Origin of the sequence: Nostoc sp., assembly GCF_036917815.1 — a bacterium.
Lineage (GTDB): Bacteria > Cyanobacteriota > Cyanobacteriia > Cyanobacteriales > Nostocaceae > Nostoc.
Genome location: NZ_JBALEK010000042.1, coordinates 177,014 through 199,926 on the forward strand (window position 1 = coordinate 177,014; position 22,913 = coordinate 199,926).

15 protein-coding genes are annotated in these 22,913 nt (G+C 41.2%); 5 read left to right on the plus strand and 10 right to left on the minus strand.

Going from position 1 to position 22,913, the window contains the following annotated elements:
- Nucleotides 1–12: 12 nt before the first annotated feature.
- Together ppc and V7K97_RS12930 are read right to left on the minus strand one after the other, a co-directional pair.
- Nucleotides 13–3,102, minus strand: a complete 3,090-nt coding sequence (gene ppc, locus V7K97_RS12925) for a phosphoenolpyruvate carboxylase (protein WP_334801399.1) — start codon at nt 3,100–3,102, stop codon at nt 13–15.
- Nucleotides 3,103–3,186: 84 nt separating this feature from the next.
- A complete protein-coding gene (locus V7K97_RS12930; protein ID WP_334801400.1) occupies nt 3,187–3,441 on the minus strand; it encodes a hypothetical protein in 255 nt (84 codons plus the stop codon).
- Nucleotides 3,442–3,869: 428 nt separating this feature from the next.
- Between V7K97_RS12930 and V7K97_RS12935 the strand changes: the two genes are divergently transcribed.
- The gene (locus V7K97_RS12935; protein ID WP_334801402.1) at nt 3,870–6,884 is read left to right on the plus strand and encodes a DUF1574 family protein; all 3,015 of its coding nucleotides are present in this window, start codon (nt 3,870–3,872) and stop codon (nt 6,882–6,884) included.
- Between the two features lie 120 nt (nt 6,885–7,004).
- Entirely contained in the window at nt 7,005–8,504 is a 1,500-nt protein-coding gene (locus V7K97_RS12940) for an MBOAT family O-acyltransferase (RefSeq protein ID WP_334801403.1), read from the plus strand.
- Between the two features lie 66 nt (nt 8,505–8,570).
- Here V7K97_RS12940 and V7K97_RS12945 read toward each other — a convergent pair whose 3' ends face one another.
- On the minus strand, nt 8,571–9,680 hold the full coding sequence (locus V7K97_RS12945; RefSeq protein WP_334801404.1) for a HoxN/HupN/NixA family nickel/cobalt transporter: 1,110 nt from the start codon (nt 9,678–9,680) through the stop codon (nt 8,571–8,573).
- Nucleotides 9,681–10,503: 823 nt separating this feature from the next.
- Complete coding sequence (locus V7K97_RS12950) at nt 10,504–10,659, minus strand: hypothetical protein (RefSeq protein WP_334801405.1); 156 nt, start codon at nt 10,657–10,659, stop codon at nt 10,504–10,506.
- A gap of 464 nt (nt 10,660–11,123) precedes the next feature.
- Between V7K97_RS12950 and psbA the strand changes: the two genes are divergently transcribed.
- From psbA to V7K97_RS12965, 3 genes are all read left to right on the plus strand, one after another.
- Nucleotides 11,124–12,206 (plus strand): photosystem II q(b) protein, encoded by a 1,083-nt coding sequence (gene psbA, locus V7K97_RS12955; protein WP_334801406.1) that lies wholly within the window; start codon nt 11,124–11,126, stop codon nt 12,204–12,206.
- Nucleotides 12,207–12,340: 134 nt separating this feature from the next.
- Nucleotides 12,341–13,030 (plus strand): Uma2 family endonuclease, encoded by a 690-nt coding sequence (locus tag V7K97_RS12960; RefSeq protein WP_334801462.1) that lies wholly within the window; start codon nt 12,341–12,343, stop codon nt 13,028–13,030.
- 323 nt (nt 13,031–13,353) lie between these two features.
- A complete protein-coding gene (locus V7K97_RS12965; protein ID WP_334801408.1) occupies nt 13,354–14,745 on the plus strand; it encodes a malic enzyme-like NAD(P)-binding protein in 1,392 nt (463 codons plus the stop codon).
- A gap of 305 nt (nt 14,746–15,050) precedes the next feature.
- Here V7K97_RS12965 and V7K97_RS12970 read toward each other — a convergent pair whose 3' ends face one another.
- From V7K97_RS12970 to V7K97_RS12995, 6 genes are read right to left on the minus strand one after another with little or no spacing between them, the layout of a single operon-like run.
- Nucleotides 15,051–16,679 (minus strand): hypothetical protein, encoded by a 1,629-nt coding sequence (locus V7K97_RS12970; RefSeq protein ID WP_334801409.1) that lies wholly within the window; start codon nt 16,677–16,679, stop codon nt 15,051–15,053.
- A gap of 2 nt (nt 16,680–16,681) precedes the next feature.
- On the minus strand, nt 16,682–18,301 hold the full coding sequence (locus tag V7K97_RS12975; RefSeq protein ID WP_334801410.1) for a hypothetical protein: 1,620 nt from the start codon (nt 18,299–18,301) through the stop codon (nt 16,682–16,684).
- On the minus strand, nt 18,291–18,716 hold the full coding sequence (locus tag V7K97_RS12980) for a hypothetical protein (protein ID WP_334801411.1): 426 nt from the start codon (nt 18,714–18,716) through the stop codon (nt 18,291–18,293). The genes V7K97_RS12975 and V7K97_RS12980 overlap by 11 nt, the downstream gene beginning before the upstream one ends.
- A gap of 5 nt (nt 18,717–18,721) precedes the next feature.
- A complete protein-coding gene (gene cmr4 / locus V7K97_RS12985; protein ID WP_334801413.1) occupies nt 18,722–19,573 on the minus strand; it encodes a type III-B CRISPR module RAMP protein Cmr4 in 852 nt (283 codons plus the stop codon).
- A 1-nt stretch (nt 19,574) separates the two neighbouring features.
- Entirely contained in the window at nt 19,575–20,558 is a 984-nt protein-coding gene (locus V7K97_RS12990; RefSeq protein WP_334801414.1) for a type III-B CRISPR module-associated Cmr3 family protein, read from the minus strand.
- Nucleotides 20,543–22,141, minus strand: coding sequence for a Cas10/Cmr2 second palm domain-containing protein (locus V7K97_RS12995; protein ID WP_334801415.1), 1,599 nt, complete (start codon nt 22,139–22,141; stop codon nt 20,543–20,545). The genes V7K97_RS12990 and V7K97_RS12995 overlap by 16 nt, the downstream gene beginning before the upstream one ends.
- Nucleotides 22,142–22,913: the final 772 nt, after the last annotated feature.

Here is a 22,913-nt window from a genome sequence, read left to right on the forward strand (position 1 = left end):
CCCAATGCCCAATCAACCTGTATTTCTCATCCCGGCTGCAATCCCATTAATAGTTAACAATGCTCCTCGCAGTAACTCGCCTTTGCTGTAACGAGAATGAATTACGCCAGATGTAGCACTAATATTTTGGGATTGCCGTAAGCGCTTGAGTAGTGAAACTTGGATAAATCCCAAGGGGACAATTGTGCCATTGCGTAACTGCACAGATCGTTGCAATACAGGATCACCATCTAACAGTCGATTGTGATCGGTGATTTTTAACACCAAATCCCTTGTGAGATAGAACTCGCTGGCAATTTGCTCAAAAACTTTGGCAAAACGAAGTTTATCTTCTGGTTTTGACAATTCCTGAACATAGTGCTGTGCCATTTGCATGTCTACTTTTGCCAAGGTCATTTCGGCTTTAGAAATTACCATCTTGAAAAATGGCCACTTAACGTAAAAGTAACGTAGCAATTTCAAATGTTCTTCTGGTTCTTCATTCAAGAATTCTTGTACAGCTGTGCCAACGCCATACCAGGAAGGAAGCAAAATGCGGGTTTGTGTCCAGCTAAACACCCAAGGAATAGCTCGCAGACTACTTAAATCTTTCTTACCAGATGGACGGCGGGCGGGACGGGAACTGATTTGCAGTTGGCTAATTTCTTCAATGGGGGTTACTTCGTGGAAGAAGTCAACAAAATCAGGCTGTTCATAGATTAGGGCACGATAATGTTGACGCGATCGCGCGGCTAATTCTTCCATAATCTCATTCCAGGGTTCAATATCATCAAATCCTGTTCGCAGCAAACTAGCTTGAATTACAGCAGTGGTGATGGTTTCCATGTGGTATAATGCCAAGTCCAACAAGGAGTATTTGGAAGCCAAAACTTCTCCTTGTTCGGTAATCTTGATTCGCCCATTGATACTATGACCCGGTTGAGCCAAAATCGCTTCGTAAGCTGGACCCCCACCCCGCCCCACAGAACCGCCGCGTCCGTGGAAAATCCGCAAACTTATATCATAGTTTTCGGCTATTTGTTGCAGTGATTTTTGGGCTTTATGAATTTCCCAGTTGCTGCTTAAAAAACCAGAGTCTTTGTTGCTGTCAGAATACCCCAGCATTACTTCTTGTAAGTTTGGGGGGAGGGGGGAGGAGTCAGGGGAGCAGGGGAGCAGGGGAGCAGGAGAGGATGAATTTTCATTGGTATCCTCTGCTTTTGTTTGTTCGTAGCCACCTGCTAACAAAGCCCGATATAACGGGAGTTCAAATAGTTTCCGCATGACGCTTCGGGAGCGTTGTAAGTCTTCTACTGTCTCAAATAGGGGGACTACTTGAATAGTTCCCACGGCTATGGCGGGGTCAAAAAGTCTGGCTTCTTTGGCTAACAGCAACACTTCCAGCACGTCGCTGACGTCGCGGCACATACTGATAATGTAAGTTTGGCAGATGTTAAGACCAAATTCTTGTTGCAGCGATCGCACGATGCGAAAAGTCTCAATGACATCGTTGGTTTTTTCGGAAAATGGCAATTCTGCCGGAATTAATGGCCGACGGGTTTGTAGTTCTCCGGTGAGCCAAGCGACTCTTTGCTCCTCAGATAGTTCGTTGTAAGGTTGAGGTAATATTTGCAGGTATTCCAGGATCTCATTGAGTGCATCGGCGTGGCGGGATGATTCTTGACGAATATCTAGCTGTGTCAAGTTAAAGCCAAAGATTTCTACCTGACAGATGAGATTTTCTAATTCTCGACAACTTAAACCTGTTTCTGTCAAGTTGCGCTGAATCATCCGCAGTTCTGCTAAAAAATCGTCTCCCGCAAGATACAGGGGACTATCTTGATTTGTTGGCGTTTCCCGATTGTACAAAGCTAGATTGCGATCGCGAGTATTTTCCAGTCGTTTCAGCACATAAGCCAGTTTCAGCCGATAGGGTTCTTGTCGATAACGCAACGCCAGTGCGTCATATACCTCACTCAACTGGGACTGATCCAATTCTAGAGATTCTAGTAAATCTGGTAAGACATCGCTCCAGTGCATTGATACACTCAACAATTCAATCAGATGTTTCACTGACTGAATATATCTTCCTAGCACCATTTTGCGCTGATAGCAAGCCGTTTTCCAGGTAATTTCCGGTGTGACTGATGGGTTCCCATCTCTATCTGAGCCTACCCAGGAGCCAAAAGAGCAAAAGTTTTTACTCGGTGGTTCTAGCCAAGGAAAGGTATTGGATAGAGTGTGTTTGAAACGCTTATAAAGTTGGGGAATGCCATCAAATAAAACTTCTTGGAAGTAGTGCAGGGCATAATCTACTTCATCTAGCACCGTGGGTTTGAACTGGTGAAGTTCGTCTGTGCGCCACCACAGGCGAATTTCTTCGAGCAATTGTTCCCGCACATCTGCTGCTTCCCAAGGATATGCTCCTGGTGTAGCCCCAGAATGGTTTTCCAAAGCATCCAATTTTTGCAAAAGCTGCACCACCTGTCGCTGCTTATCCCGGATGGTATGACGAACAATTTCCGTCGGGTGCGCTGTGAAAACTAGGCGCACATCCAGATGTGCAATTAGACGTTGAATTTGCTGAGGTGGTACATTCAGTTTGAATAAATAGGGAAACAAGGCAGCGAAAGTACCTTTTGGTTTGACTGGCGCTTTTTCTACATAATTCTTTCTGAGGAAGTCTGCTGCGATTCCCTTGCTAACAGGCGCGTCATCCTCTCTTTGATTGGAGGAATAGTTGACATTGGCTGGTGTTTGCGGCTCTACTTCCTCTGTTTCTGCTTCATAGCGGCTCAACTGCTGCCGTTGTTCGTATTCCTGCTCGATGATGTTAATCAACTGAAAATACAGAGCGAAAGCCCGAGCCGCGCGAATTGCTTCGTTGATATTTAATTGTTCAATTAATTTGACGGCTGAGGATGCTTGGTCATTTGTTGCTTGTCCTTCTGGTGAACATAAATCGCGCAACTGCCGCAACAAATCTACCATATTTTGACCACATTCTTGCCGGAGAACTGACTCCCACAATTCTTCCACTACCTGGAGACGATGGCGCAAAAATAATTCCGACACCGGGTATATATCCGCAGTTTGAGACGAAGAGTATAAAAGGGAACCCATATTCTCTATTCTTGTAAAGCTAATTACTGTTTACGGTTCTAGGTTTTGCACTTAATGCTCACCAGGTTGTTCCTGAGCAAATAATTATTTGGCGTATATCTTCTCATCTTGATTGATTTCATGTTCATCTGGGAAGTCTAGGTTAGGTAGGCGATCGCCTCGAAATAATTCTTCACTGGCTTCCCCCACTGCTTCTAGCGCTCTTGCTGTAGTTTTTCCGGTAATCAGCAGCAGTAATATAGACGCTGTACCTATTTGTAAAAGGAAGAACGGGGGAATGGTAAATAAATCCAGATTGGATGCGGGTTTAGGTGAAGACTGTTGGTTGGTAGGAGGCATTGCTAATTTTTGGTTATGGGAATTATGAGTAGAGACGCGATTAATCGCGTCTGTACAGGAGTTAAGATGACTCCAACGATCAAGGGATGGAGTTTAAATGAGATAAGCATATTGTTTGTTTTACCCATCAGGGGCGTTACGCGAGTCGGGCTTGAATAAACAAGTCATCAGCCAGTGATATAAAATTATTCTGACTGCTGGCTCCTAACTCCTAACTTCTAAATTCTGACTCCCTATTAGTAAAATAAACGCAAAACTCAACATTAGTCAGACTTGCAACCTGTACAAGACTATCTTGGCCGATTTTGTGAGCTACGAAGGTAACAAAATTGTTAAAAAAAACCGTCAGAGTGTGATAGACCTATGGTTCTAGTTTACAAGTGCAGGCACTATCCCCCAACAATCGCTTCCTGTAAATTTAACTTCCCATGAAAACAGTATTACCAGATCGCCAGCAATCCTTAGTGCAATGGGTAAGCCAAGCAACGGGGATCAACAGTTTCGGGGTGAAAGTCCGGTTGCGGGGAAATGATCTTCATATTCTTTGTGAAGGTACGGAATGTCCGCAGCGTTGGCGTACTTTGTCTGACTTGCTGCAAGCACTACAGCAAACAAACTTAGATGTCCTCACAAACAGCGAACAAACCTCAATATATCAAGTATTTGTCTATGGCCGAAGAAAAGGGGAACAGCGCCCCAATTGGTGCCATCGGGTTCACTTGAATCAAATAGATAAACATCTGGATCAGGTGCAACAAGCGCTGCTAGCGGACTCGGAAAAATCAAAACAACCGGGTGGGGCGCTAATTGTTTCTAACGAAAGTTTGGCACGCCAAGGTAACCCAGAGGCGATCGCTAGATATCTCAGCGAAACTCTGAGTACGTTAGGTGTATCGGTACAAGCAAAGATTAAGCCATATAAAGCAAAGAATTCTGAGCCAGAAGAAAATCGCCTGTGGATATTTTGCCAATCGAGCTATAGTCCTGATGCATCATTGCTTGCTGAACCCATAGCACAAAAGTTGCGTTATCTCAAACTTTCCGGCTACCAAGATGCAGTAATTGTTTCTCAAGTGAGGGGCGAAACTGCCCCTGATTGGCTGCTGCGGGTGGATTTGACCCCACCAGAGGTAATGCTGAAGGAGTGGGCGCGTTGGGGAGATGTCCAAGCGATCGCTCGATTATTAACTGAGGTATTGTTAGGCTTAAAAGTTGCTGTCCAAGTTTCCCTGAAAGAATCAACGCTACATATCTTTTGCACCCCAGCTTTTGATCACTTAGGAACTGCCCCAATTCCAGATAAGGGGGTGTGTTTAGAGGCAATTTTACCCCAGTTAGAAGCGATCGCACCTCAAGGCATTCTTGCCGCCACCGTCTACGGACAAAAAGCAGGCGATAAACAACCAACTTGGATCGATTGGGTAGCTTTACCCGCAGCCAAGCATCCCGCCTTTGCCATATCACCGCTAGATTTAGCCAATACTGGCGATGAACCAGCGATCGTCTTTTTACTGGAGCGCTTACTCAATCCTGACTTGGATTGGCGGCTATTAACAGGTGGAATTCGCGTACTGCTACTGAACAAAAATGATTTATTGCACATTATGTGTGATGCACCTGTTTGTCCAGCGCGTCAACAAGTAGCAAGTAAAATTACGCAGTTTATCCGCCAGTTAAAAATTCCCGGTATTATGGGAGTACGTGTCTACGGTCGCCGCGCTGGGAATAAAGAACCTTTTTGGCATTATGGCCTTGATATTGAGCAGCGCCAACGTTTAGTGCCACAAGCAACCCCAGAATTTGCTGCTACTTGTATATACATTAACGATTTAGTAACCCCTGAGACTAGTGAGCCAATTTTGCGCCCAGACTTAACCACAGAAGAAGTCCAAAGTTTTGTAACCGAAGTAGCGCGAGATTGGATGGCAACGGCGAGTTCAACAGCGAAAAAATTCCTGTTGAAAAGCCAGCTATTTACTGAAAGCAACCAATCAGCAGAACATAACCCTGATGTTCAAGGAATTAAGATTGCCCTGGTTTGGGGAACACTGGGATTATTGCTCACCCTGCAAACTGATTGGGTATTGGGTCGAATTATTGCACGTACTACGCTGACTTCGCCAAAAGTCGCTAGTGTCACCCTCCCATCACCTTCTGGGCACAAGGCATCTTTCATCTCTGGGAAAAATCAGAGTGAGAAAACGACATTTTTTCCCAGCACTTCTAAGACAAAATCGCCTCCAAATCAGAGTTCTGTATTTAACGCTTCGGAATTTACCCAAAGTGATAATACTCCCACAGATAATTTAGCAGCCGCACCACTGAAGGAAAAAGCCACCGCAACAGCTATTCTTTTAGCAGCGCGATCGCAGATGCCAAGTTTCAATGTCAGGCAGTTAGATGAGCAATTAGCACTATATAAACAGCGTTTAGCTACAACTGGTAGTCCGCCAGATGTGTTGATTATCGGCTCCTCCCGCGCCCTCAGGGGAGTAGATCCGGCTGCCCTTTCTAAAGCTTTAGCGACTCAGGGCTATCCAAATCTTGACGTGTTTAACTTTGGGATCAACGGTGCTACCGCACAAGTTGTAGACTTTGTGATTCGCCACGTACTGGAACCATCAGAACTACCCAAAATAATTATCTGGGGAGATGGGGCCCGTGCTTTCAACGGTGGACGCGAGGATATTACCTTTAAATCGCTCGCGGCATCAGCTGGTTATAAACAAGCATTTCAAAAAACATCAACAACTGCAAGTAGCAATGATTTGCCGCAAAATACGGTAAATTCGTCAGAAAAAAAGACAACCGAAGAAAAACCGGAGATTAGTACTTATGAAGCTGTCAATCAGTCGTTAAATCAGGCTCTAGCATCTGTTTCTGCTAGCTATAAAAACCGCGACCAAATAAAAAGTTTACTGCAAAAACAATTCCTCATACTTGGCCGGAATCAGACGGTTGCATCAGAAAAACAGCTAACAGACGGTGCTTCAGATGAGAGTACTTCCCAGCAAGCAGTTGACTTTGATGGCTTTCTACCTTTGTCTATTCGCTTCAATCCCGCCAGATACTATCAAAAACATTCTAGAGTTCCCGGAAATTACGACAACGATTATAAATCTTTCCAAGTAGAAGGACAGCAAGATGCTGCCCTTCAAGAAGTGCTTCAGTTTACTCAGTCTCATAAAATTTCCTTAGTGTTTGTCAATATGCCTCTGACGGCAGATTATTTAGATCCAGTGCGTAGACAATATGAGCAACAATTTCAGCAATATATGTTGCGTTTGGCTACTAATCCCAACTTTATTTATCGTGATTTGAGCCAACAGTGGATAAAAACAAATGACTTATTTTCTGATCCTAGCCACCTCAACCGCTTTGGCGCATACGAAGTCTCGAAAAAGCTAGCTACTGATCCGATGATTCCTTGGCCAGTGAAGTAGGGAAGTGGGGAGTGGGGAATGGGGAGTGGGGAGATGAGGGAGATGGGGGAGATGAGGAGAATAACCAATGCCCAATGCTCAATGCCCAATAACTAATAACTAATAACAAATGATTAAAAAATGAACTTTATATCAATTTTCTATGGGCTGTTCTTATTGAGTATTTTAGGAATTTACTGGTCTTTAGGAAAACAGAAATTGCGATTATGGACGCTGCTAATTGCTAGTTTGGTTTTCTACGCATCTTTGCAAACCCAGTACATACCATTAGTATTAGCATTGACGTTTATTAATTTCCGTGTGGGACTGGAGATTGGAAAAAACACATCACCAGGAAAACATTCTCTTGACTGGCAAATTTCTAATGAAGAGTGGCAATTTGCCCAAGGTGATTGGAATCGTCGTCGTCTAAAAGTTTTGTGGCTGGGCATAACTCTAAATGTTTTACTGTTATTAGTTTTTAAGTATTTTACCCCTTTATTTAAGTTTGTTTTTCATGTACAAACAAACTCAGCAGATAGCTCTTTTAAGTTGATTGCACCCTTGGGAATTTCCTTTTTCACCTTTGAATGCATTGCCTATTTAATAGATGTCTATCGTGGTGCCCCTGCTACCGATCAGTTTCTCAAATTTGCCACATACAAATTATTCTTCCCCAAACTGATTTCCGGCCCGATTACGCGCTACCACAACTTAGCAAATCAATTCAATACACTAGAATTACCCAGTAGCGATCGAGTCGCTGAGGCGCTGTGGTTGATTGCTAGGGGCGCAGTCAAAAAAGGTATTTTTGCAGACCACCTGGGAATTTTTGTCGATTTATGTTTTGGTAATTTGCAACGGGCGGGTAGTACCGATCTCTGGTTAGCAACATTCGCCTACGGCTTGCAGTTATATCTAGATTTCAACGGTTATGTAGACATTGCCCGTGGTAGTGCTTTGCTTTTCGGCTTGGTTTTACCTGAGAATTTCGACTTTCCTTATTTCAGCACCAATATTGGAGAATTTTGGCGGCGCTGGCATATCACTCTAGGAGATTGGCTGCGTAACTATGTCTACTTTCCTTTGGGTGGTTCCCGTCAAGGTTTAGTCCGTACCTGCTGGAATTTATTTTTTATCATGTTAATCGCTGGTATCTGGCACGGTGCTGCTTTGGGTTATGTAGTTTGGGGTATATTTCACGGATTAGCCTTGGTGGTTCATCGACTTACAGATGCTTTTAGCGATCGCATTGAAAATCTAGAACAATTCTGGCAAAATCCTCTGGGTATCTTTGTCGCTTGGTTCTTAACCCAACTGATGGTTTTTACCTCTTGGATCTGGTTCCGCCTACCCAATCTCCAAGACTCTTCTTTGGTATTTCGGCATCTTTGGGGTTATCCGGCTGACGCCCAGTTTGCCCAAAAGGTCTATGTGGAAGCCTTAAATATGAGCCAATCCCAACTGACTTGGGTACTTCTAGCGATCGCTGCACTTATGGCTGTAGTCTATGCTTTCAACCGAATCCTGAAGTTGGAGTTTAACTGGCCTCTGAAGCTAGTCTTTGTCCCCCTATGCTTTTACGCTGTTTGGTTATTAGCTCCTGAAGGCAGTTTGCCCTACATTTACTTTGATTTTTAAAGTCAACTTGAATTTGCAAATCAAAGTCGGATACTTGCCCTAGCCCTTGTCCACGCGTAATATTGATCATTTTCTTTGATTTGTATCTATTCCCTTATCCCTTATCTGATTAGGGGTTGTAGTGGTAGTTACCTCCAACTCATCGTACTTTTTAACTTTGTAGATGAAAGTCGAGAGTAACCAACTTAATACAAAGATGCCAATGATCAAGTAGCCAATTGTGCCAAAATTATCACTTAGTTCACTAATAAAATCCCAAAACGAACCTTTCAGTTCTAACTGATTGCCAATGATGCTCAGAGCTTCAATCCCGCCGATGATTACAGCGACCAGTACAGAAACAAAGGTAATGGTCATATTGTAGTAAAGCTTGCGGATTGGTTTGACGTAAGCCCAGCCATAAGCACCAAGCATTAAAATACCGTCAGTAGTGTCAACTAGGGACATCCCTGCTGTGAACAAAGCCGGAAACAATAAGATCGACCAAATCGGCAGACCTTTAGCCGCCTGACTTGCAGAGATCCCAAGCAGTCCTACCTCAGTTGCGGTGTCGAAGCCTAAACCGAAAAGAAACCCCAAAGGGTACATTTTCCAGCTACTATCGATCAGCCGAAACAAAGGACGGAAGAAGCGACCTAATAGCCCACGTTGGTTCAAAAATTCATCTAAGGACTGATCATCGTAGGTTCCTCCCCGCTTTACGCTTTGGAAGGTTTTATAGACATCCCAGAGAACCACCATATTAATCGCTGCAATTGCCAGTAGGAAAAGTGCAGAAACAGTAGTGCCAATTAACCCACCAACCTTTTGAAAACTAGGAAAGTCCTTTTGGATGGTTGAGGCGGTCAAAGCGATCGCAATAGAGGCTAAAACTACAATGGTGGAATGACCCAGTGAGAAAAAGAACCCAACAGCAACAGGTCGTTTGTTCTCCTGCATCAATTTACGAGTAACATTGTCAATGGCTGCAATATGATCGGCATCCACAGCATGACGTAGACCAAAGCTATAAGCTAATACAGCAGTGCCAAGTAGAAGGGGGTAGCTGTGGAATGCAATGAGGGCAACTACCCAAACCAAAATATTCACGCTAATCAGGAATGCATAAATATTGATAACTTTACGTCTAACGTTTTTGGAGCTATCGTTGAAAACACGCGAAAAACCTGATAACATTTATTTCCTCTTTAAAGACAGATTTTTGTTTGGTGAAAACGAATCGGACTGTATTAGCAGAGAAAAACTGAGTCTAACTATTTCCTGTAGACTCGTAAAGATTATTTAAGAGATGTAACTTTTTAATAAAACCTATTGGGATAAAAACTGCAATCCTCTAGGGGGGCATTTTCAGATTTCATGAAGACTTAAAATTTTTCACCCCGGCTGATTGTAAAGAAGTGTGAAGGTAACTAGTACAGTACGGCGGAAATCTACTTACCATCTCAATTAACCAGACAATTGATTAAGCCCCTTCTTATAGCGGTTCCCATTCAGATGCGGTACAACATTATATCGCTAGGTGTAGGGGCACGGCAGTGCCGTGCCCTAAAGGAGTGTACCTAACTAGGTCGAGAAACGCTATAAAGCTAGGCAAACTTCCGCCACAGTGTAGTGCTTTGTCAAGTTAGTTTTGAGGGTTTGTAGTCAGCACTAAAGTCCTGACTACGAACTTGCTTACCGATGAATTTAAACTTGACAAGAAAAAACACGATTTGCTGACAAGCTCAGAGGCTTCAGCCCTGAGTAGAAGCAAACGGCAGTTTTAACTGCCTTGAAAATGGTAGAATGAAGTACATCTAGTAGGAATAACCGCAGCTACGAGGAAACAACCTAGTACGGAGAAATCCCGGCAACGGACATATCCGACTCGATTCGGAATAGTTAAAGGGCAAATAATGGCAGGTTGCGGAGTAGTTATTATTTTTCAATTTTGTGGACTCTGAAAGATAAAGGAAAAGTAAGCACAATGCCAGCATTAAAAAATAGTTGGTTTGAGTGTCTAGGGTGTTTTTGCCAGCACCATTGAAAGTTCAGATTTGGACTCTTCAAGAATCCCTGTCCCTTTAGGGCTGGGAGTGTCAAAGACTACATAGTAGGCGATCGCATCATTGAAAGTTGGAAAAAAAAATTGTAGGTTGGGTGGAGGCTTTGCCAAAGCCAACATCCTGATATATGTTGGGTTGCGCTCCGCTCCACCCAACCTACCTACGTCTAATGCACTATTTTGCGTAGATAGTCCACTACGTGCATTTCAAAAATCAAATACTAGTCCTATAGTAGGCGATCGCATCATTGAAAGTAATAGCTAGTAGTCCGTCAAGTTTAAATTGAGGGGTATTAATTTAGTTCGTAGTTGCGCTTTAGCGCTAAAGCGCAACTACGAACCCCTCAAAACTAGCTTGACAGACTACTAGTTTGGTGTTGAAGTGGCTTATAAAGCTTCAATTTACATTATTTCATAGTAGGAAAACTTTATAGTTCTATCAGCTTGTTAAAAAATTCTGTTACAGAATATTAAGTCACACATCGCATCCAAGTAAATGTCATATAGACTATATTTCAACAGGCAAAATTAATCCGCTTGTTCCATATTTAACAACCCATTGCACTTATAAAACCATGACCACAACCTTACAACGGCGCTCTGGCGCTAACGTATGGGATCGCTTCTGCGAGTGGATCACCAGCACCGAAAACCGTATATACATCGGTTGGTTCGGCGTTTTGATGATTCCTACCCTGCTAGCTGCGACCACCTGCTTCGTAATTGCTTTCATCGCTGCTCCTCCTGTGGACATTGATGGTATCCGCGAACCAGTTGCAGGTTCTTTGATCTACGGAAACAACATCATCTCTGGTGCAGTTGTTCCTTCTTCAAACGCCATCGGCTTGCACTTCTACCCAATCTGGGAAGCTGCTTCTTTAGATGAGTGGTTGTACAATGGCGGACCTTACCAGTTGGTAGTTTTCCACTTCTTGATCGGTTGCGCTTGCTACCTGGGTCGTCAGTGGGAACTTTCTTACCGCTTAGGTATGCGTCCTTGGATCTGCGTAGCTTACAGCGCACCTTTGGCTTCTGCTTGTGCAGTATTCTTGATCTACCCCATCGGTCAAGGTTCTTTCTCTGATGGTATGCCTTTGGGTATCTCTGGAACCTTCAACTTCATGATTGTGTTCCAAGCAGAACATAACATCTTGATGCACCCCTTCCACATGTTAGGTGTGGCTGGTGTATTTGGCGGTAGCTTATTCTCTGCAATGCACGGTTCTCTAGTAACTTCTTCCTTGGTGCGTGAAACCACCGAAACCGAATCACTAAACTACGGTTACAAGTTCGGACAAGAAGAAGAAACCTATAACATCGTTGCAGCCCACGGGTACTTCGGTCGTTTAATTTTCCAATACGCATCATTTCAAAACAGCCGTCAATTGCACTTCTTGCTCGCAGCTTGGCCTGTCATCGGTATCTGGTTTACCGCTTTGGGTATCAGCACAATGGCGTTCAACTTGAACGGTTTCAACTTCAACCAATCAATCATTGACTCCCAAGGTCGTGTCATCAGCACCTGGGCAGATGTAATCAACCGCGCTAACTTGGGCATGGAAGTAATGCACGAGCGTAACGCTCACAACTTCCCCCTCGATTTGGCTGCTGGTGAAATTACACCTGTAGCAATGACTGCTCCTGCTATTAACGGTTAATACTGAAGTTTAGCTAAATAAAAAGCGCCCTCCAGAAATGGGGGGCGTTTTTTCGTGATAATTTTTAGTATGTGAGCGTGTTGCTCGCTTATGTTAAATTCAAGCTACAACTCCTGCGAATGAGGAATCAGGTAATGGCGGCTTCTGTAGAACATGGCTTAAATAATAGCGCTTCCATCCCTCCTTTAGAAAGTGGCGATCGCTTAACCCGCCACGAATTCGAGCATCGTTATACAGCAATGCCCAATAAAAAAGCAGAATTAATCGAAGGAGTAGTCTACGTGGCATCACCTCTGCGTTTTAGAAGTCATGGCCAACCTCATGGACAGTTAATTACCTGGTTGGGAGTTTATCAAGTTTTCACCCCAGGCGTAGCGCTAGGCGATAATGCTACCGTGCGCTTAGATTTAGACAATGAACCACAGCCTGATGTTTTGCTGTTGATAGAAAAACCAGCCAGGGGACAGGCACAAATCAGTGAAGATGATTACATAGAAGGCGCACCGGAATTAGTAGCAGAAGTAGCAGCCAGTAGTGCATCTATTGATTTATACGACAAAAAACGCGCCTACCGTCGCAACGGAGTACAGGAATACATTGTCTGGCAAACTTTGGAAAATAAACTCGACTGGTTCTGTTTGCAAAATGGTGAATATTTGCCACTAGTGGCGGATGCAGATGGAGTAATTAAAAGTAGAATATTTCCAGGTTTGTGGTTAGCTGTCACCTCACTCATTACAGGAGACATGACGACAGTTTTAGCAGTGCTGCAACAAGGGTTAAATTCAAAAGAACACACGGAGTTTGTTCAGGGTTTAGCTTAGTAAGGCTTAATACAAAGTGCTTTGAAAATACAAATATTTACATAGATAAAATTTTTAAAAAATATCTGGTGTATTTGGGTACAATTACTAAATTGTTGCTCATTTATAGCGGTTCTCGGTTGAGTGAGGTACAAGAACCCCACCCCCAACCCCCTCCCCGCTCTTCGAGAGGGGGCTTAAGATGTACCTCACTAGATTGAGAAACGCTATATATTGGCAAACCATTAGTATAAATAGAAAATGTTTCTACTGAGTACAAATCTCAAATTTTAGTTTTTGTCTCAATTCAATATAAAATCTAAAACTTAAAATCTAAAATCAACATGACAAACCTAACTCCTAATTCTAGTTTTAGTTTGACACTGCGCTTGCAGATTCCCAATCGTATAGGGATGTTGGCATCGATAACCCAGGCGATCGCCACCACTGGCGGTAATCTCGGTCAAATTGATTTAATCGAGCAAACCCGCAAAGAGTCTACCCGCGATCTGACTGTGGATGCTGCTAGTACCGAACACGCTGAAACCATTGTGCAAGCAGTCAAAGCATTGCCAGACATCAAATTGCTCAGTGTCTACGATCGCACCTTTAATTTGCATCGTGGTGGCAAAATCAGCATTGTCAGCAGAATACCCCTAAAGAGTGTTTCCGATTTGGCAATGGCTTACACGCCCGGAGTCGGTCGAATCTGTACAGCGATCGCTCAAGATCCAGAGGAAGTTTACAACTTAACCATTAAACAAAACACTGTTGCCATTGTTACCGATGGTAGTGCCGTTTTGGGTTTGGGAAATCTCGGTCCAGCCGCCGCCCTACCAGTCATGGAAGGCAAAGCAATGCTGTTCAAGGAATTTGCAGGGTTAGATGCTTTTCCCATCTGTCTCGCCACCCAAGATACAGAAGAGATTATCCGAACAGTTAAGAATATCGCTCCCGTGTTTGGGGGTGTGAATTTAGAGGATATTGCTGCACCTCGCTGCTTTGAAATTGAAAAGAGATTGCGCGAAGAGTTAGATATCCCCGTTTTTCACGATGATCAGCACGGTACAGCAATTGTCACCTTGGCAGCGTTGTTTAATTCCCTCAAGCTGGTACATAAGTCAATGGCGGAAATTAAAATCGTGATTAACGGTGCTGGGGCGGCGGGAGTAGCGATCGCTCGGTTACTCCGCAAAGCTGGGGCAGAAAAAATCTGGATGTGCGACTCTAAAGGGATTATCTCTAACAGTCGCACCGATTTGACAGCAGAAAAACTCGAATTTGCCGTGAAAGGTCAGGGAACCTTAGCGGGTGCTATGCAAGGGGCAGATGTGTTTATTGGAGTCAGCGCACCGGGAGTTTTGACACCAGAAATGGTGCAATCGATGGCGAAAGATCCAATTGTGTTTGCAATGGCAAATCCCATTCCAGAGATTCAGCCAGAATTAATCAGCAAAGATGTTGCTGTCATCGCCACCGGTCGCAGTGACTACCCAAATCAAATTAATAACGTCCTCGCTTTTCCTGGGGTATTCCGTGGTGCTTTAGATTGTCGGGCACAGACAATTACCATCAAAATGTACCTCGAAGCTGCAAGTGCGATCGCTTCCTTAGTGAAGCCTTCAGACTTGGATCGGGAGCATATTATTCCTTCAGTCTTTGATGAGCGCGTCGTCACTGCGGTTGCTGCGGCTGTGCAACGTGCAGCCCGTGAAGAAGGTATCGCTCGCAATTAATTAAGTGAACTACCTACACCGCCCTGACGGGTCGGTGCAGGCTTCCGGTTTCATCGACAAATGCCTTTCCACCTTGCGGCTTATTGGTCTTACTTCGCCTCGACTCGGCAAGAACGGGGTTCCCTCCGTCCATAAATCTTCATACAGAATTGGTATCAAGACTTGCGGCAGAGCCGCCCAACGCAGTGTATCCCGTTAAAAAGGGTGACTTTAATTCCAGTTCCCCCCTTTTTTAAGGGGGGTTACGGGGGATCAACAAGTGCCTAAAATCACAACCAACTACTTTTCAAATATCTTCTCAGCAATCAAATAAGAGAATCAGCTATTTCTTGAAGTTTTATCTCTAATTTATTCTGGTTTACTTCTTGTCTCCACAGTCCAAAGAGTTTTAAAGCTTTGAGAAAAGGTAATTTGACATCTTGGTAATAAGCTTGATAAGCTTCATTAGTTATTTGTTCAGAATCATTCTTTAACTTATCGAAGTTACCTAAAAACCGTTTGATGGAATCCTGATTATATCCTAATAAATAATCACGTACTTCTTGCTGATTTACACCTAGTAAGTTATGTAATAATTGGTTACGAAGGTCATCTTCTTCTCTCTTGTATCGACATGACCATTCCAAAAGTCCCCATGCTTTAAAATCCTGTCTGAGTTCACATAACCATTGGAACTGCGTACTATTATTTAATTTTAATTTCTTAGATTTATCATTCTGGTATTCTTCCCAGAATCTATAATTAAAATCACCGGGAATAGGATTAGGAAAATTTAATTGTTTTAAAATTTCCAATGGATTTTGCAGATTGAGTAAGTTTTTGATAGTATTTTGAGATTTAATAAATAAACCATACTTGTCCCAACCTACGATATTTGACAATGGTATAGGATGTTCATTAATCTTTTTGGTTTGAGAAATAATAGCAGCTTTTAAAAATGTCTCTTGAGTAGCATTTAGAATAGCTACTCCCTGAATATAATTTTCTTGTTTAAAAAAGATTTCAACTAAATCAAGAGCAGTAACTATTCTATCAATAGACGCTTTAACTTCAAATTCTTGACCTGAGACTAGAAAACTTTTGATATTAAACAAATCAACTATTTGATTTATTTTTTCTATTGTTTCTTGATTAGCGATTCCTGTCAATACTTCCTTAGCCGCAGCAGGTAATCCTTTAATGATTAGCTGCTTTGCTTTTTGAATCTGCATACCACGCTGATAGCGAGAGCTTTGAATACTATCATATTTAGATTTTAGTTGATAATATTCTTCATCAAAGTATTCATTGCTAACTAAAAACTGAACTTTTTTAAATTTCCCTAAAGTTACAAACTGGACAGCAGAAGATATTGCTGGTGTTCCTGCTTGATGACTAACATAAACTTCCTGACGTGCATCAATTTCTAACTCTTGTAATTTTGTTTCTACCAGTGATAAAGTAGCATCCCAATTATCAATACCTGGAGATTTTTGATCGGGGATTAAATATTGAAACTCTGGTTTACAAGTAAATTTTTGATGTTGAAAATACCATTTAAATAGAGGTTCCAGCGTGCAAGTGTCTTTCCAATAGGGCGATTTCTGGTGAAGTCTTTGTTCCTCACTGCTAAATATTTTAGATTGGTCTGTCAGGAGAAGAATTATTTTTTCAATTTTGATATTTTTATCTGTAAAATATTTACAATATGTATCAAGAAGAGGAAACCTTAAATCATCTTCATAGCATTCTTGTAATTGTTTTGCATAAACTATACCTAATATTCTAGATGGTACTGTATATCCAGCTTCTTTATCATCAGGATTTACTCTTGAAGCAGAGCCAAAATCTGAACATTCTAGATGATCGCTTGCTTCTTCGTATAACCTTCCCCAAGTTTTATCATGCTTGAGGATAATATCACTATTACCAGTAGTCACAATCCAAATGCTCATGTTTATTGTCCCCAAAGTTTAGTAAATTCAGTTGTTGGTAAAAAGGTTAAAAAATCTTGTGTTCTCTCATCAGCTTTATCTGGAAAGGTTGTTATTAACTCTACATATTCTCTACCTTTGCGCTTCATCTCATTATTGTTGTTTTTCATATAGTGTGGGTACATTCGATGGTAAATTCTACCAATATTACCCATTTTACCTGTCAGTCTAGAACCTTTAATTGACTGATTTCCTTGATAATTATCATGAAACCATCTCACGGCTAAACTATCATCTTCATCTTGGGCAATGCGTCCCCAAACCTGCACCTTCTGAGGATGAAAAGATTCACGCCATGAATTTACTTGATTACTTGGGGTTTTCCCTTTGAATATCAGCCAATTATTAACTGTTTTCTGAACACCATCAAGAATATTAGTTATATGTTTAAGATTATTGACAGGAAAATAGTAGTTATTTGATGGTTTTTTAAATTCCCAATGACAACCTATCATTGGTTTATTGCCATTTTTTAAATATTCTGGGAAGAATATCCGATGATCAATTCTTCGCCATGATTTACCAAAACCTCCTAAAAGCATAGAAAATTTGAGAATTTGTGTTACTAATGTTCTTAATTCCTTTTTATATTCATCTGCAAAATTACCCATGCAGAGAATATGCAAGGTTCCTGCATTTAATTGATAAACAGGCATGATAACGCTTCTGTTATATCTAAATTCATCCAGTTCTAAATCAACGGGATTAAATGCAATTCCTAAATGCCCAACTATTGCACCATTAGCATCTGCAAAGCCTCCCCAGAGTTCTTTAGTTAATTCCTCTGCTGTATTCTCATCAGTTATAGCGCTAAATAAACGCAGTGTATGACCACGGAAAGCAGCTTTAAACATATTAGGACGAAATTCACCACTTTTATCTATTAATTGTGATGCTAATCCTTGTCCTTCTAAATTAACAGTAATTAGTTTAGTTTCTCGGTGGTTAATAGGTTGACCATAACCCGCACTAACTCTAGAACCAATACCCCTTTCTATAGCTTTATCCCAAATAGTCCAGATAGTTTCCCATTCACTTGAATCTAGTTCAATAGTGCTAGAAATACCAAAAACTAAAGTAGGCTTGTAAAGGGATATTTGCAGAAATGCTGAATGAGATTCACTATTTTTAACTTGCCAATCTTGCTGAGGATGAACTACATCAATTAATGGTTGTTCACACCAACTATCATCTTTAGGATATGCACCATGAAAGCGAAGAATTCCCGGTTGGGTTTCATTGCTAGAAACTTGACTACCGCAGTATCTTTGCGCTTCTTGGGAAGTACAAGCACGTAAAAAAGCACCTTTCATACTTGCACCGGGATAATAGGGAAATCCCTTAGCAGCGATAACTGGCCGAATTATATCGTCATCTTGTCCACTGTTAGAAACAAAGCGCCAGGTAATTTTATACTCTTTGGTTTTTACATTAGCGCTAAATTGAGGAGATTTAGTTGCAGCAGCTTCTACCCATTCATCAACCCATCTTACCGATTTTTCCGGCTGCTGAATATATTGAATTTGTCCCCGCCCGGTGACTGGTGCTTGAAACATTAAGGGAACTTCATTGCTATTCGGCATCACTATCTCCTGATTTCTTATAACGCTGAGTCCACCAAACTAAGCTGTCACAAAATTGTGTAAGTACGGCTAAACATATTCTTTGGTCTTCAATGGGAAATTCCCATAATTTAGCAGCATAGGTTTGTATTTCTTCGGTGTTCTTGCCATTAACATCTTCTTTAGGAAGTTTAATTCCTGCATTATTCATGATTATGACAAAAGTTTTCCAAGTATCGCGCCAATATTCACCTTTTGTACGTTCTTTAACGTCATTTTTACCTAATAATCTTAATTGTTCACCCCAAAAGCGCTCTAAACCATAAGCTACAGTAGTTCTCATTTTGTGTGATTGACCAATTACCCCTTTTTTGTCACGATGTTTGAGGACTAATTTTTGGGCTTCTTGGTCTAAGTTATAAGATTTCCAAGTCATATTATTTACAATCCATTTAAAGTTAATTCACAATGACCTAAACCGATAGATTCTAAGCCACCAAGATAAATATCTGCGCTTTGACTACCATTGAAAGGCTGCCAATCTTTGCCAGTTTTATCATCTCTAATAGCAATAGGAAAAACTAAAGTTGTTCCTTCTGGTAAGGCTTCGGTGTTGAAAAAACCACCACCGTCTACTACTTTTTGCTCTAGTTTTAAACGCACACGACTTTGACGGTATAAAGCCATGTCATGAATCATGCCAATATCACTATCGTCTACTATGATTGCAGGTTGCTCTTTTTTGTCAGGGAACCAAGGGGATAAGTCTACTGTTTTATTGACAGTGACAAAACCTAAGTTAAAGAATAAGGTTTTTGTCCCACCGGGTAATTGTTTTGCTCTTAAGTTTTTTGAACCTGTATAAGGGTCAGGGATATCTATATCTTTGAGGAATTTAGTTTGACCATCAATTTGAACTTGAACTACATCACCAGCAATTCTTTTATAGCGTTGAAGTAAACGGCGACTAGTTACCCAAACTATTGGTTGTCCAGGACAAAAGACAGGAAGCCAAAGAATAGAAGCGTATTCAAATTTAACGATGGATTCGTTATTATTATCTGATTGTTCTGAACCTGCTTCATTACCGTACCAATATTTTGTCGCGTCTTCTCCAGCTATCAGACGCATTTCTGAACGCAGACGACCACGAATAGAACTACCGGGAATGATACCAGTTTGGGTAAATTGGTCTCGGAAAATCAAGTTTAAATTACCGCTTTCTTCTCCGGCTGTTGCACCTACATGCAATGGTGCTAAAGTCTCAATGATGCCATAAGCTTTTTTATACATTTTATGCAACTCCTTTAATTTCTACTGGTAAACACAAACCACAGCCAACTTTTTTCAGGCTGTAACCTTCTTTGGGAAACCATGCTTCGTCCCATGTCCACCAAGGTTTATTTATGGGTTCTTTGAGAACGTAAACACTCCCCGCCGGAACAGCATAACGTCCTCTTCCTAATGTTCCTTGGGAACGATAACGATAAGGAACTGGTTTATCAGTTAACATTTGGGTAGTTTCAGGGAAAGTATCATGTTGAGGTTGACGGTAAGATATCCGGTTAGAACCCCAAATTGCTGGTGTAATTAATGCGAAGGATTTACCAATGGGTTGATTTAAAATATCTACTGTTTTTTGATTAAGTTTGTCACAAGATATTTCAACAATGTGATTTTCACCACCAAAGCGATACCAACCGTTATCAATCGGATAGGTTGATAAATAAACTAAGCTGATATCATCGGGAATCTGCACAGAATTCTCTAGAAATAGTCCGTCGGATTTTTCTACACAACGTTCTGATTTTTGAATTTTAGGATGGAGGAAAGAAACGAATTTCCAAGGATTATCAGCAATTTTATTAGTATTGTTGAGTGATTGTGGTGATTCTTTCCAAGATGTAATAGTTTGCCAACGATAATCTGGTTCTAATTTTTCTATATCCTTTTCTAAGTGCCATTCCCCGTTTTCTATTCTCCATTCTCTTGTACCTTTTTTAGAAATGATTTTATGCCAAGGAATGGGAATATAAAAGTTTTGCTTGTTGTTAATATTTGCCCAAAATGGACCTGTAACATAGAGCTTTTCTCTCAATTCTATTTGAGGAAATTGCTCAGTCGTTTTGTTAATACTAAATATTAAACCGGATAGTGTAGAAGCTTCAGGAGGAAATTTAGCACCAGAACGACCAACTAAGTTTTCCGGTGAAAGAAATGCGCCAGCACTTCCATACATAAATCCTAAAGGATTAATGGTAATTAGGTATTTGAACATAAATGCCAGCCTACTTCAATTAAGTCTGTAATCCAATCAATTGTGGCTTTTGCTCTGTCTATCTCGTCGTCGTTTTCGTTAAAGCCAACAAGATGTTGCACTAATTTATTATTTTTATCTTCTAGTAATTTCTTACCTTCTCCTGGAAAGTAAATATCAAAAAATTCAATTGCTGATTTTTGGACTGTATAGGCTTCGTTTTTATTTTCAATCTTAAATGTCCGTCGAGATTCTAAATGTGCTAGGTCCTGATAAATATGACTCCAGTTAGATTGTTTTTCTCGATCTTGATATTTATTTAATATATGCAAATAATCCCAAGGACACGTCCATTGCACATATTGACCACTATTAAAAACTACTCTAATTGTGACTCGGTTACGTCCTAACGACTTAGCTACTTTCTCAGCTTCTCGACAATGTTGCAATACATCTCGTTGGGGTACGCTACCAGCAACCCAAACAAAGCCAACACTTAAATTAATCGGCTGTTGGTGTCCTTTCCATTGCTCATTTAATGTCATTAACCATTCAAAGGCTTCTAATGGCTTGATAGGCTCAACAGGATTTTCACTGTAAATTATGCCCAGGAAGTCATCACCACCGGCGTAAACTACTCTACCTAAGTTTTTCGGGAAATTTTCACTAAATTGTTCTCCCCAATGACGAATTGCATCACTAAATTGTTTAATTTCTTGATCTGTATTATTTCCATCTGCTAATTTTTTTAGATAGTCGCCAACTTTATCACCATCACCCATGAACCAACCTGTACATTGTCCTGGTGTGGTGTCCGTTTGCTTGCGTTCAATTTCGTGAAATCTCTTTAGTTTTTCTAGGGGTTGATTGTTTGGACTTGCTTTGTTAATTAAATCTACTATTTCAGGTAAGGTAATTAGACGTTTGACTAGTTCAGGAATACTTAACTTTTCGTTAGGTGCAATATATTTACCTTCTGGTTCTTTGTCAGGTGGACAATTATCTAATTTTCTAGCAAGTTTTGTATAAAATTCTTTAATTTCTTCTTGTTCTGAATGATAAATGAGAAATTTAGGATTGCGAGTTGTCGCACCTAATCCCGGAAATGCAATTCCATCTGTACCTGTTAAACTAGAACTCTCTCCAATCCAGTTGACAGCAGTCCACCCACGGGAAAGTTTGCGGGTTTCCAAATTATCCATCGCTGCTTGAATACTGTCGCCTTCTCCCCAAAAAATTTCCCAGGCGTGGTTTCCCCAGTTTGTCCACTCTCTTTCCCAGTGGTATGTATAGTCAGGTAATTTTGCTTCTATCCACCATCGACATTCCTGCAACATCCTTTTCCATGCAGATAACACAGTTTTTTCTACCTCTGGTTTGGAAAATTCTCCTTTAATCAGAATGCGATTTGGCATTCCTTTTTGAAGGTTAGGGATGGCTGGGGAAATTACTGTTGTGGTTTTTTCAGCTTCTTTTACTAGCTGCTGGCTGAGATAGGAGAGAATTAGAGATGCACCATACAAGTCTCGGAGTTTACGGGATTTCTCGATAAACCCCTGCACGGGAGCAAAGGTGATTGCTGTATATTTGGCCACGTTTACCATAGTAGCTGGATGCGGTCTTGTTTAAGTTACAGTAAAAATTTGAACTTTTACTCAGTAGTTATACTTTGTAATAATTATCGATTTTGGCAATTAGGAGTGATATAGCACTGGGGGAATTAGTGTGACTTTTATATCTTGCTAGAAAATTTGAGGATGTAAATACCTTTTCATGCGAATGACGAAATTTTTTTATTGTGTTGAGTGTTTGTGAGATGATTTATCTCATGCAGAGGCGCAGAGAGGATGAGGAGTTTTAGAGCTTGTAAAGTGTTTGGCTGTGATTTGAAGTAGTTTTAGATCCCCCCTAGCAAGCCTTAAAAAGGGCAGCAGGGTGGTTTCATACGAAAAAAGAAAAATAAAGTCTTGATTTCTCATCTAGAACCATAGATTTTGACCCCTCTCCAAACCTCTCCCCGAAGCGGAGAGAGGCTTTGAAACCAAGTTTTAGTTTTTCTCTTGTTGTATGAAATCACCCTACCTAGCCCCGCTTAAAAAGGGGGGAACCGAATCAAAGTCCCCCAATTTATCGGGGGATTTAGGGGGATCTATAATGTTTTGCTACTAAAAATACTGCTTTGGCAATAGAAATCGTCAGGGCTTTCTCAAAATTATTTTCTCATTCGCTTGAAAACCCTAGACAACTAACAAATAACAGCTAAAAGTTAAACTATAGCGGTTCTTCAATGGAAACAATACACTTTGACCTCTCTCCTAAAAGGAGCTACGGTGTACACACAAGTCTTGTAACATTACTTACAGGCTTAATGATCCC